The sequence below is a fragment of the Mycobacterium sp. SMC-8 genome, assembly GCF_025263565.1.
GTDB lineage: Bacteria > Actinomycetota > Actinomycetes > Mycobacteriales > Mycobacteriaceae > Mycobacterium.
In genome coordinates this window covers 6,108,175-6,120,997 of record NZ_CP079865.1, presented here as the reverse complement: position 1 = coordinate 6,120,997, position 12,823 = coordinate 6,108,175, and the positions used below count along the sequence as shown (strand labels likewise).

At 67.2% G+C, this 12,823-nt stretch carries 11 protein-coding genes; 10 read left to right on the top strand and 1 reads right to left on the bottom strand.

Going from position 1 to position 12,823, the window contains the following annotated elements; genetic code table 11:
• The first annotated feature begins 1 nt into the window (after position 1).
• From KXD97_RS29370 to KXD97_RS29330, 9 genes are all read left to right on the top strand, one after another.
• Positions 2 to 196, top strand: a complete 195-nt coding sequence (locus KXD97_RS29370) for a ferredoxin (RefSeq protein ID WP_260754534.1) — start codon at positions 2 to 4, stop codon at positions 194 to 196.
• A 1-nt stretch (position 197) separates the two neighbouring features.
• Positions 198 to 1,427, top strand: coding sequence for a cytochrome P450 (locus KXD97_RS29365; RefSeq protein WP_260754532.1), 1,230 nt, complete (start codon positions 198 to 200; stop codon positions 1,425 to 1,427).
• Between the two features lie 32 nt (positions 1,428 to 1,459).
• Positions 1,460 to 2,623, top strand: a complete 1,164-nt coding sequence (locus tag KXD97_RS29360; RefSeq protein ID WP_260754531.1) for an amidohydrolase family protein — start codon at positions 1,460 to 1,462, stop codon at positions 2,621 to 2,623.
• Positions 2,620 to 3,888, top strand: a complete 1,269-nt coding sequence (locus tag KXD97_RS29355) for a Xaa-Pro peptidase family protein (RefSeq protein WP_260754530.1) — start codon at positions 2,620 to 2,622, stop codon at positions 3,886 to 3,888. Before KXD97_RS29360 ends, KXD97_RS29355 begins: the two co-directional genes overlap by 4 nt.
• Complete coding sequence (locus KXD97_RS29350) at positions 3,878 to 5,011, top strand: Xaa-Pro peptidase family protein (protein WP_260754529.1); 1,134 nt, start codon at positions 3,878 to 3,880, stop codon at positions 5,009 to 5,011. The genes KXD97_RS29355 and KXD97_RS29350 overlap by 11 nt, the downstream gene beginning before the upstream one ends.
• Positions 5,004 to 5,963 (top strand): enoyl-CoA hydratase/isomerase family protein, encoded by a 960-nt coding sequence (locus KXD97_RS29345; RefSeq protein WP_260754528.1) that lies wholly within the window; start codon positions 5,004 to 5,006, stop codon positions 5,961 to 5,963. The genes KXD97_RS29350 and KXD97_RS29345 overlap by 8 nt, the downstream gene beginning before the upstream one ends.
• Positions 5,964 to 5,970: 7 nt before the next feature.
• A complete protein-coding gene (locus KXD97_RS29340; protein ID WP_260754527.1) occupies positions 5,971 to 8,394 on the top strand; it encodes a CoA transferase in 2,424 nt (807 codons plus the stop codon).
• A gap of 11 nt (positions 8,395 to 8,405) precedes the next feature.
• Positions 8,406 to 9,212, top strand: a complete 807-nt coding sequence (locus tag KXD97_RS29335) for an SDR family NAD(P)-dependent oxidoreductase (RefSeq protein ID WP_260754526.1) — start codon at positions 8,406 to 8,408, stop codon at positions 9,210 to 9,212.
• 120 nt (positions 9,213 to 9,332) lie between these two features.
• Entirely contained in the window at positions 9,333 to 10,724 is a 1,392-nt protein-coding gene (locus KXD97_RS29330) for an IS1380 family transposase (RefSeq protein ID WP_260754525.1), read from the top strand.
• A 176-nt stretch (positions 10,725 to 10,900) separates the two neighbouring features.
• Here KXD97_RS29330 and KXD97_RS29325 read toward each other — a convergent pair whose 3' ends face one another.
• Complete coding sequence (locus tag KXD97_RS29325; RefSeq protein WP_260754524.1) at positions 10,901 to 11,962, bottom strand: NAD(P)-dependent oxidoreductase; 1,062 nt, start codon at positions 11,960 to 11,962, stop codon at positions 10,901 to 10,903.
• Positions 11,963 to 11,985: 23 nt separating this feature from the next.
• On the opposite strand from KXD97_RS29325, the gene KXD97_RS29320 reads away from it, so the two are divergent.
• The gene (locus tag KXD97_RS29320; RefSeq protein WP_396884595.1) at positions 11,986 to 12,822 is read left to right on the top strand and encodes a lysophospholipid acyltransferase family protein; all 837 of its coding nucleotides are present in this window, start codon (positions 11,986 to 11,988) and stop codon (positions 12,820 to 12,822) included.
• The last annotated feature ends 1 nt before the right edge of the window (position 12,823 follow it).

Sequence of the window (12,823 nt, the reverse complement as noted above, 5' to 3'; positions counted from 1 at the left end):
CATGAGGGTCACGGTCGACCAGGACAGGTGCGTCTCGTCGGGCCAGTGTGTGCTCAATGCCGGTGTCGTGTTCGACCAACGCGACGACGACGGCGTGGTCGAACTGCTGATCCCCGAGCCCGGACCCGAGCACGCCGAGGAGACCCGAAAGGCCGCGGCCGCATGCCCCGCCCTGGCCATCCACATCGAGGAGTGAAATGACAGAGACGCTTGCGCAGGAAGCGGTGGCGGTGCCGGAGTACCCGATGGAGCGCGCCGCGGGCTGCCCGTTCGCGCCGCCGCCGCAGATGCTCGAGATGAACAAGGCCAAACCGCTGTCCCGCGTGCGGATCTGGAACGGCGCCACGCCGTGGCTGATCACCGGCCATGAGGTGGCGCGCACGCTGTTCGCCGACTCCAGGGTCAGCGTGGACGACAGGCGGGAGGGCTTCCCGCACTGGAACGAGCACATGTTGTCCACGGTGTACAAGCGGCCGCGCTCGGTGTTCACCTCGGATGCCGAGGAGCACACCCGGTTCCGCCGGATGCTGTCCAAGCCGTTCACTTTCCGGCGGGTCGAGGCGCTGCGCCCGGTGATTCAGGACGTCACCAACGAATGCATCGACGAGATCCTGGCCGGCCCGCAGCCGGCCGACATGGTCGCCAAGCTCGCGCTCCCGGTGCCCACCCGGGTCATCAGCGACATGCTCGGCGTGCCCTACGAGGACCACGAGTTCTTTCAGGAGCACGCCAATGCCGGGCTCGCCCGCTACGCGGCCGCGGACGCCATGCAGAAGGGTGCGATGAGCCTGCACCAGTACCTGATCAACCTCGTTGAGGAGAAGCAGGCCAACCCCGCCGAGGACGCGGTCTCCGACCTCGCCGAGCGCGTCACCGCCGGCGAGATCAGCGTCAAGGAGGCCGCGCAACTGGGCACCGGTCTGCTCATCGCCGGCCACGAGACCACCGCCAATATGATCGGGATCGGGATCTGCGCGCTGTTGGAGAACCCGAAACAAGCTGCGCTTCTTCGTGATTCCGACGACCCGAAATTCATCGCCAACGCCGTCGAAGAGCTGATGCGCTACCTGTCGATCATTCAGAACGGCCAACGCCGGGTGGCCACGGAAGACATCGAGATCGCCGGGGAGACCATCCGGGCGGGGGAGGGCATCATCCTGGATCTGGCGCCGGCCAACTGGGACGAGCGGGCCTACCCCGAGCCGGACACGCTCGACCTGACCCGCGATGCGAACCAGCAACTCGGCTTCGGCTACGGCCGGCACCAGTGCGTAGGACAGCAGCTGGCCCGCGCCGAGCTACAGATCGTGTTCCACACGCTGCTGCGCCGGATCCCGACGATGAAGCTGGCGATCCCGTTGGAGGAGGTGCCGTTCAAGCATGACCGGCTCGCCTACGGCGTCTACGAACTACCGGTCACCTGGTAAAGCCCTCTAGCACAGCCCGATTGGAGATCCCAATGTCCGCCCCGACCCTCTATCCCCCCGAAGGATTCGGCGCTCCCAAGCACCGGCACGGCCACTCGACCGGCACGGTCGTCGGGCTGCCTGAAGGCACCGAGATCTTCTCCGCCGACAATCACATCTCGGTGGCCGACGACATCTTCTACGAGCGCTTCCCGGAGGAGCTCAAGGGCGCCGCGCCGCGGATCTGGTACGAGGACGGCGCCTACATGGTCGGGATGAAGGGCAAGGCCTGGACCGGCGGCGACTTCGGCCGAGTGCTCATGCAGTACGACGATCTCGCCGGCGCCGCGTCGAACAACATCGAGGCGCGCATCCGGGAACTCAAGGAAGACGGCATCGACAAGGAACTGGCGTTCCCGAACGCGGTGCTGGCGCTGTTCCACTACCCGGACAAGGGTCTGCGCGAGCGGGTGTTCCGGATCTACAACGAACACATCGCCGATCTGCAGGAGCGCTCCGACGGGCACTTTTACGGTGTCGGCCTGATCAACTGGTGGGACCCCAAAGGCACCCGCAGCACCCTCGAGGAGCTGAAGGCGCTGGGACTGCGGACGTTCCTGCTGCCGCTGAATCCCGGTAAGGATGACGACGGCAACATCTACGACTACGGCAGCACCGACATGGACGCCGTGTGGGACGAGATCGAGGCAGCCGGGCTGCCGGTCAGCCACCACATCGGCGAGACGCCGCCGAAGACGCCGTGCCAGAACAACAGTGTGGTGGTCGGCATGATGGTCAACGTCGACTCGTTCCGTGAGCAGTTCGCCAAGTACGTGTTCTCCGGAATTCTGGACCGGCACCCGAGCCTGAAGATCGGCTGGTTCGAGGGCGGCATCGCGTGGGTGCCGACCGCACTGCAGGACGCCGAGCACATGTTCGCGTCCTACCGGCACATGTTCAACCACGAACTGCAGCACGACGTGCACCACTACTGGGCCAACCACATGAGCGCGTCGTTCATGGTCGACCCACTGGGGCTGGCGCTGATCGACCGCATCGGTGTCGACAACGCGATGTGGTCGAGCGACTACCCGCACAACGAGAGCACGTTCGGCTACTCGGAGAAGTCGTTGGCTACCGTCGTCGAGGCGGTGGGTCCGGAGGCAGCGGTCAAGATCGTGTCCACGAACGTGCAGAAGTTCCTGGGGTTGTCGTGACGACGTCCACCCACTCCGGCGTCACCCAGATCGCCCGGACCGGGTACACGTGGCTGGACATCCCCACCGAACCCGATTTCACGCGGATGCGCAGCGAGGTCGGTGCGCGGCTGCACGCCGCGATGGCCGAGCAGAACGTGGACGCTCTGGTGCTGCTCGGCAACGGGAACGTCATGTACGCCACCGGTATCAGCTGGCCCCTGGCCGATGCGGGACTGTCGCATGTCGAACGGCCGGTGGCGGTGGTCCTAGCCGATGACGAGTACCCGCATCTGTTCCTGCCCTTCCGCGAGGGCGCAGCCATGGAGTCGGGTCTGCCCGACGACCACCTGCACGGGCCCGTCTACCTCGAGTTCGACGAAGGGGTCGGCGAATTCGCGAAGATCCTGGCCCGGCTGATCCCGGCCGGTGCCGCCGTCGCGACCGACGAGCTGACCGGGGCGATGCGGCGGGCGGGCACAGCGCTGTTCCCGAGCGCACCCGTCGACGCCGCGCCGGTGATCGGGGCGGCGAAGATCGTCAAGACCATCGACCAGATCGCTTGCATCCGGCGGGCTTGCCAGATCACCGAACAGGCTGTCGCCGAGATACAGAAGTCGCTCGCCCCCGGTGCGCGACAGATCGACCTGTCGGCCGAATTCGTGCGCCGCACTTTCGAACTCGGCGCCACCACCAACATGTTCGACTCGATCTGGCAGGCGATGCCGACGTGCAAGGCCGAGGGCACCTGGACCACCACCGGTGATCTCGCCCTGCCTCTGCTGACGACCGAGCGTGAGCTCCAGCAGGGCGACGTGCTGTGGACCGACGTGTCGATCGCCTACCACGGCTACTGCTCCGACCACGGTCGCACCTGGATCGTCGGTCAGGATCCGACGCCGATTCAGCAGAAGCAGTTCGACAAGTGGAGCGAGATCGTCGACGCAGTGTTGGCGGTGACCAAGGCTGGGGCGACCTGCGGTGACCTCGGGCGCGCGGCGACCGCGGCCGCCGGCGGGCAGAAGCCGTGGCTGCCCCACTTCTACCTGGGGCACGGCATCGGCACCAGCGCGGCCGAAATGCCGATGATCGGCACGGATCTCGGTCAGGAATGGGATGACAACTTCATCTTCCCGGACGGAATGCTGTTGGTGTTCGAGCCGGTGGTCTGGGAGGACGGCACCGGCGGCTATCGCGGTGAGGAGATCGTGGTGGTCACCGAGGGTGGCTGGATGCCGCTGACCGCGTATCCCTACGACCCGTACGAGGTGTCCCGTGGGAACTGAGATCGAGGCCGACGGCCGCGCATTGCGATACAGCCGCCGGGAGCGTGCCCTCGCACAGATGGAGGCCCACGACCTCGACATGCTGGTGCTCGGCCGGCAGGCCAACGTCCGCTACATCTCCGGAGCCCCGCAGCTGTGGGTCGTGGGCACCCGCCCGTTCGGGCCGATCTGCGAGTTCGTACGAGCCACCGGTGAGATCCACCTCAACAGCACCTGGGACGAGGGCATCCCCGAGGAGATCCCCCACGAGAACCTGTACGGCTTCGCCTGGAACCCGATGACCTTGGTCGGGATACTGAAGAACATCAAGGGCGCCGACACCGTGCGACGGGTTGGAACCGATGCTCTGACACCGACATTCGCCAAGCTGCTGCCGATGGCGTTCCCCAACGCGGAGCTGGTCGACGCCGAGCAGGCCATGCAGGCTGCCCGTCGGATCAAATCGCCCGAGGAAGTGCACGCGTTGCGTCGAGCCCTGATGGTCGCCGAGAAAGGGTTGGCCGCGGGCGTCGCCGCGCTTGGGTCGCGCGTCACGGAGAAGGCGCTCGCCGGTGCCGTGCTGGAGGCCGAGGCCGCCGGTGGGGTGAGCACCCCGGCGACCCAGGATGCCGCCTGGGTGACGTCGAAGGAGCATCCGTGGCGGCGAGCCGACGGTGACGGCGTGGTGCGAGAAGGCGACCTTGTGGCGCTGTCCGCGGGGGTGCTGGCCGACGGCTATGTCGCCGAGGTGGCCCGCACGCTGTATGTCGGTGAGCCGACCGATGCTGTGCGTGCGCTGTACCGGCGCCGGGACGATCTGTGGGACAAGCTGATCGAGGCATGTCGGCCCGGCATGAGCACGAGCGGCCTGCTGGACGCCTACCAGCAGGCCGGTGAGCGGCTGCCGGCGATGCCGGTGGCACACGGCCTCGGACTGGGTTTCGACCCGCCGGTGGTGTCACCGACGCTGCGGGCGACCGCGGACGCCGACATTCTGGAGGAGGGTATGGTGCTCGCGCTCACCGCGTACGTGTGGGAACAGGGGGCGGGCGCGGTGTTCACCCGCGACGCGGTCCTGATCACCGCCGACGGCGCCGAAATCCTTTCGACCGCACCGGCTTACGGTGAGGCCGTCCATGGGTGAGCGGCCGTCGCCCGAGGAGATCATCCTCTACGATAAGGACCCGAAGACCAAGATCGCGACCATCACGTTCAACCGTCCGGAGTTCCTCAACGCTCCGACGTCACTGGCCCGGTTGCGGTATGCCGATGTGCTGCGGGCGGCCAACGCCGACAACGACGTGAAGGTGGTGGTCATCCGCGGCGTGGGGGACAATCTGGGCAGCGGCGCCGACCTTCCCGAGTTCATGGAGGGTAACGACAATCCGGCGGCGCGGCTGGCGGAACTGCGGCTTGAGGATGACGGTGTCGGCGAGGTGACCTATCCCCCGAAGGGCACGTTCCGCAACGGGGCGACCATCAGTGCCTGGTACGCCAACTCGCAAGCGGGGAACCGTGCGCTGCAGGACTTCAAGAAGATCAGCATCGTCGAGGCCAAGGGCTACTGTTACGGCTGGCACTTCTACCAATGCGCCGACGCTGATCTGGTGATCTCCTCCGACGACGCCTTGTTCGGGCACCCGTCGTTCCGCTATCACGGCTGGGGTCCGCGGATGTGGACCTGGGTGCAGATGATGGGGTTGCGCAAGTTTCAGGAGATGGTGTTCACCGGCCGGCCCTTCACCGCCGCCGAGATGTACGACTGCAACTTCCTCAACAAAGTGGTGGCGCGCGACGAGTTGGAGACCGAGACACAGAAGTACGCCCTGGCGTGTGCGCGGAACCGTCCGGTGGACACCGTGTTCCAGCAGAAGATGTTCTTCGAGATCTTCAAGCAGCAGCAGGGCGAATACATGGGCAGCCTGCTCAGCGCGTTCTTCGAATCGATGGGTAACGGCGTCGCCAACGACAGCGACGACGATCTCGGCATGTTCGAGTCGATCGATTCCGGCTTGTCGGCCGCGGTCAACGACAACGACAGCAAGTTCCCGCCGGAATTCCGGTTGAGCAAACGCAACCGGGCCAAGAAGGACTAGGCACGCAGTGTCCGACTCGGGGCCCGAACCTCCGCTCTCCGGCTACATCGTCGTCGACCTGTCCAGTGGGATCGCCGGTGCGTACTGCACGAAGCTGCTCGCCGACGGCGGCGCCGAGGTCGTCAAAGTGGAGCCGCCGCAGGGTGATCCGCTGCGCTACTGGTCGGCGTCCGGTGCCGAGATCCTCGAGGGCACCGACGGGGCCCTGTTCTCGTTCCTGGCGTGCTCGAAGCGCTCGGTCGTCGCAGAACCGGGCCTGGACAGCGACTTCGTCGACGCGCTGCTGGCGGGCGCGGACGCCGTCATCTGGTCGCCGGGCCCCGGGGTGGCGGGGGAGGCCGACTTCGCCCCGGACGTGATCCGGGACCGTCATCCGCATGCGACCGTCACTGCGATCACCCCGTTCGGGCTGCGGGGGCCGTGGAGTGGGCGGCCGGCCACCGAGTTCACGCTGCAGGCGTGGTCCGGAGGCATCGTCGGCCTGGGCCGGGGCACTCCGGACCGGGCGCCGGTATACGTCGGCGGTCAAGTGGGCGAGTACCTGGCCGGTGCGTATGCCAGTGCGGCCACCCTGGCGTCGCGCATGCGCGGCGGCGGCGAGCTGGTCGACCTGTCCATGCTGGAGACCTCGATCCTCGGGCTCACCTACTACCCGGTGAGCTACCACGAGATGCTGGGCCGGCCGTGGCGGGATGCGCGGCGACTGACGGTGCCGGGCATCGCCCGCGCCAAGGACGGCCTGGTCGACATCGGCTGCGGCACGGCCCAGCAGTGGTTCGACCTGTGCGCGATGACCGGGCACGTCGAGTGGATCGACGAGGACTCCCCGTTGTCGATCACCCAGCAGGCCAACGAGAAGGCCGAGGAGCTCTACGCGTGGGTCGCCGATCAGACCGTCGACGAGATCCGGGATCTGGCCACGGCGTTCCGCATCCCGAACGCGCCGGTCGCCAACGGCGCCAACGTCGAATCGCTGGACCACTTCGTCGAACGAGGCTCGTTCGTCGTCAATCCGCGTGACGGTTTCACCCAGCCCGCGCCCCCGTACCGCATGACCCCGCCGATGCTGCGGCACCCGGAACCGGGCCCGCGCCTGGGCGAGCACACCGAGCACTACCGCTCGCGAGACCGCCACCACGGTAGTGCGCGAGCGGCCGGCGCTACCGTGGTGGCGGTTTCGCGAGGAGAGGGGCGGCCGTTCGAGGGTGTGCGGGTCGTCGACATGACGACCTTCTGGGCCGGGCCGAGCTGCACCCATATGCTGGCGATGCTGGGCGCCGACGTGATCCACGTCGAGTCCACGCGGCACCCCGACGGGACCCGTCTGATCGCGGGAATCCCGGTCACCGAACACCAGTGGTGGGAGCGGTCGCCGATCTTCTCAGGGCTGAACACCAACAAGCGGGGCATCACGCTGAACCTGCAAAGCGACGCCGGTAGAGATCTGCTCAAGAAGTTGGCCGCGACCGCTGACATCGTCGTCGAGAACTTCACCCCGCGCGTACTGGAGAGCATGGGGCTCACTTACGACGCGGTCAGGGAGGTCAAGCCCGATGTGATCATGGTCCGCATGCCCGGGTTCGGACTGGACGGGCCGTGGCGGGACAACCCGGCGTTCGCGTACGTCATCGAGGCGGCGGCCGGTATCAGCTGGCTTACCGGCTATCCGGACCTCAACCCCTTCGAGCCGTATTCGGTGGGCGATCCGAACGCCGGTGTGCATGCGCTGAACGCGATCCTGCTGGCGCTCGAGCATCGCCGCCGCACCGGCGAGGGGTCGATGGTCGAGGCCGCGATGGTCGACGCGGCGCTCAACGTGGCCGCCGAGCAGGTGATCGAGTTCTCCGCATACGGCGCGCTGCTGCAACGGGCCGGCAACCGCGGACCGACCGCGGCGCCGCAGAACCTGTACCTGACCAACGAGGTCGACGAGTTCGGCCGCCGGGACAGCTGGGTCGCGATCGCCGTCGCCACCGACGCCCAATGGTCCGGGCTGTGCGACGCGCTGGGAAGCCCGGCCTGGGCGGACACCCGGGAGCTGGCCGGTGCCGCGGGACGGCACGCCCGTCACGATCTGATCGACCGGCACCTGTCTGCGTGGTGTGTCGAGCGCGGCGGTGACGAGATCGTCGCCGCGCTGTGGGATCACGGAGTGCCCGTGGCCAAAGTGCTTCAGCCGCACCGCCAGAACCAGATCCCGCAGCTGACCGCCCGCGGCTTCTTCGAGCAGGTCGAACATCCCGTCAACCCGCCGACCCCGCACAGCACGTTGCCGTTCCGCAGCTCGCGCGGCCCGGACCGGGTGCACACCACACCGGCGCCGCTGCTCGGTGAGCACAACCATCATGTGCTGCGAGAGCTCGGGCTCACCGAGGACGAGATCGCCGCGCTGGAAGCCGACGGGATCATCGGCACCGCGCCGGCACGCTAGTCTCATCGCTCATGGCCATCGCTCCGTCGGACATCCTGCTCACAGGCAGGGTCGCGGTCGTCACCGGTGGCGGCGCCGGGATCGGAAAGGGAATCGCGCAGGGACTGGCTGCTTTCGGCGCCTCGGTGGCGATCTGGGAACGCGATCCCGACACCTGTGCCGCGGCGGCGGCATCCATCGGGGCGCTGGGGCTGCCCACCGACGTCCGGGACGGCGGGGCCGTCGATGCGGCGCTGGAACGCACCGAGCGTGAACTGGGCACGGTGTCGATCCTGGTCAACAACGCGGGCGGGACGTTCAACTCCCCGCTGCTGGAGACCTCGGAGAACGGGTGGGACGCGTTGTACCGCAGCAACCTTCGTCACGTGCTGCTGTGCACGCAACGGGTCGCGCGCGGACTGGTCGCTGCCGGACAGCCGGGAAGCGTCATCAACATCACCTCGATCGAGGGCAGTCGGGCCGCGCCCGGCTACGCCGCGTATGCGGCGGCCAAGGCGGGGGTTGTCAACTACACCAAGACCGCGTCCTTCGAGTTGGCGCCGCACCGTATCCGCGTCAACGCGCTGGCCCCGGATCTCACGGTTACCGAGGGCCTCCAGAACCTCGCATTCGGAGATCTGTCCGAGTCGCTGGCCGCGATGGTGCCGATGCGGCGTGCCGGTAATGTCGACGAAATAGCCTCGGCGGCAGTGTTTCTCGCCTCGAATATGGCTACCTACATCACCGGCCAGACCATCCATGTGGACGGCGGTACGCAGGCGGCGGGCGGCTGGTACTTCGGTCCGGGCACTGACGCGCCGACGCTCGGACCGGCCTAAGCCTGGATACACCGATTAGGTGGCGGCCTGGGTGGGTTGAAACAGCGAAATGCCCTGTCGTGGTGGGAGAATGAGATTTGTTCAGGATCCAATTCAGCCACTACGAAGGGCATCTCGTAGATGCAACTATCTCACACTCGGCCCGTCGCGGCGGCCCGCTTCGATGATCCGAACCTGGTGTCGTGCGCCGGACTGGTCCCGATCACCGCGTTGGCGCAAGAATGCGGTCTGGCCGCGTTGGCTGATGAGCACCTCACGGTGCCCACGGACAAGGGCTCCAACGCGGGGGCGAAGGTGAGCGCGCTGGTCGCGGGGATGGTCGCTGGCGCGGACAGCATCGACGATATGCGCCTGCTGCGCCACGGCGCGATGCGCACGGTGTTCGACCGTCCGTATGCACCCTCGACGCTGGGCTCGTTCCTGCGGGAATTCAGCTTCGGCCACGTCCGCCAACTCGACGCCATCGCGGCGCGGGTGCTGGCGAGCCTGCACGAACGCACCCCGGTGCTGGCCGGCATCGACGGCCCCGTGCTGGTCGATCTCGACGACACCATCATCGAAGTCCACGGCTACAGCAAGCAAGGATCCGGTTACGGCTACTCCGGAGTCCGGGGTCTCAACGCCCCGCTGGCCACGGTCACCACCGGTCAGTGTGCTCCGGTGATCGCCGCCCAACGCCTGCGCAAAGGCTCGTGTGGCTCCCCACGCGGAGCTGCCCGCATGATCAGCGACACCCTGTCCACTGTGACACGGCTGCGCTCACCCGAGGCCACCAGCAAGCCGCTGGTCCGCGCCGATTCGGCGTTCTACGGTCACCGCAGCGTGGGCGCGGCGCTGCGCGGTGGCGCCGAGGTGTCGATCACCGTGCCCCTGGACTCGAAAGTCAAGGCTGCGATCGCGGCCATCAACGATGATGCGTGGACCTCGATCGAGTACACCGACGCCGTCTACGACGAAAACACCGGCCAATGGATCTCCCGGGCCGAGGTCGCCGAGATCGGATTCACCGCGTTCAGCTCCAAGAAAACCCACCAGCAGGTCCCGGGCCGCTTGGTGGTACGCCGCATCCCCGACCTGAACCCCACCAGCGATGGACAGGCCACCCTGTTCGACACCTGGCGGTTTCACGCCTTCTTTACGACCACCGATCTGGACACCGTCACCGCCGACAAGACTCACCGCGGCCACGCGATCATCGAACAGGTCCACGCCGACCTGAAAGCCTCCGCGCTGGCCCATCTACCGTCAGGCCGGTTCTCGGCCAATAGTGCATGGTTGGTGCTGGCGGTCATCGCGTTCAACCTCACCCGCGCCGCGGCCACCCTCACCGGCCCCACGCTGGCCAAGGCCCGCACCGCCACCATCCGCCGCACGCTGATCACCGTGCCCGCACGCATCGCCTCCTCGGCACGACGGCTGACGTTGCACCTGCCGCGCAACTGGCCCTGGGAACACGCATGGAACTTGCTGTTCGGCAACCTCTTCGGCCGATATCAGCCGCTCACGGCCTAATCAGACCACTCCCTACCGGCCTTCGACGCGAAACACCAACAGGAACAACCCGATACCGAGATCGGGCGATCAGCCACGCCCACTGGGACCTATACATCAGCTCAAAGCCTCACAACCAGATTCAACCCCACACCAACCGCCGATCGGTGTATCCAGGCTAAGCCGGACCGGGCCGACTACGAATCAGGCGACGGGTCACCGATCTTGCGCTTGATCGCGCCCCAGGGGTCGGCGTACTGACCGGGTTGCCTCCAGTAGGCCGAGCGCCGCTTGAGGATCGCCCTGATGAGCGGCGCCGCGACCCGCAGCGCATACCGTGACGCGCCGGCGCGCCGGTGCGCCTCGTCGAGCATGTCCTGCCAGGAATGGTGCTGGAACTGCAGCGCCTCCTGGGCGCGGGTGGTGTCCATCCAGTCGGTGACGAACCAGTCCTCGTCACTGTTGGGGTTCCCCTTACGTCCCGGCACCAGCCCGCCCTTGAGGCCGCGCGACTCGGCAAGGGCGCGACCCACCTCGCCCTGCAGCACGCGGTGTGAGTCGTCCCCGGCGATCAGCAGGATCTCGCGTGCCACCTCGGCCGTCGTCGCGGCGGCGAAAGCCCATGCCACATCCCGGACATCGACGCTGTGCAACCGGCCGTCAGCAGGCAGCACGCTCTCGAAATACAGTGCATCGGCACTGAACGGAATCGCCTTGGGGTCGACGCTGAGCACACCGCCGAGGCGCAACACCACCCACTCCAGTGACGAGGAGCGCACGATCGTCTCCGCTTCGGCCTTGTGCGCGCTGTACAGGTCGGAGTGCTTCATCGGCGTATCCGCGGTGACGGGACCCTCCGACATGAATGGGTTGCGCGCGCCGTAGACGGCATTGCTGGACGCCTGTACGAAACGCGGGGGAGTGGGTTGGGCCTCAGCGACGCGCACCAGTGTGGCCGTCGCGTCCACGTTCACGCGGCGCGCCAACGCCCGATTCTTGTAGATCCCCGGCGGGATGATGGCCGCGAGGTGGATGATCACCTCGGGCGCGACCTCGGCGACCAGTCGGGCGGTCTGGTCGGCATCGGTCAGGTCGGTCCACCGAACCGACACCCCGGCGGGAAGGCGTTCGGCGGCGGCGCGGTTGGCCGGGGTGCCGAGGTCGGCGACGACGACGCGGCGGCCCAGCTCCACCAGCCGCTGCACCGTTGCGGACCCGACGAGGCCGAAGCCGCCGGTGACGAGGACGGCACCCGACATAAGATAGCCTCCTGGCTGCGGATATGACATTCTCGTTATCGGAGAGTATCATATTCGCCACCATGTCCGACGCGCGCGCCGAGACGGCCAAATGGGACCCCGGATTCACCCGGCAAATCGCCAATTGGGTGGGGCCGGTGATCAGGCGTTACTTCCGCGCGGAGGTCCACGGCATCGGATCGGTGCCCTCCGAGGGCGGCGCGCTGGTGGTGTCGAACCACTCCGGCGGCATGCTGACACCGGACGTGATGGTCTTCGCGCCCGCGTTCTACGAACACTTCGGCTTCGATCGACCGTTGTACACGCTTGCTCATTACGGCGTGTTCATGGGCCCGCTCGGCGACCTGCTGCGCAAGGCGGGGGTTATCGAAGCCAGCCGTGAGAACGCGGCGGCCGCGTTGCGTTCCGGCGCGGTGGTTCTGGTGTTCCCCGGCGGTGACTACGACTCGTACCGGCCGACCATGACGGCGAACGTGGTCGATTTCGCCGGCCGCACCGGATACGTGCGCACCGCGCTGGAAGCCGGTGTGCCGATCGTTCCCGTGGTGTCGATCGGGGCCCAGGAGACGCAGATGTTCCTCGCCCGGGGCGATTCGATCGCCCGCCGGATCGGCCTGACCCGCGCCCGGATGGAGATCCTGCCCGTGAGTGTGGGGTTCCCGTTCGGGCTGTCGGTGATCTTCCCGCCCAACCTGCCGCTGCCGTCGAAGATCGTGACCCGGGCGCTCGACCCCGTCGACATCACCGCCGAGTTCGGAGGCGATCCCGACATCGACGAGGTTGACCGGCACATCCGGTCGGTGATGCAGGCTGCACTCGATGAACTCGCCCGCAAACGCCGCTTCCCGGTGCTGGGGTGAC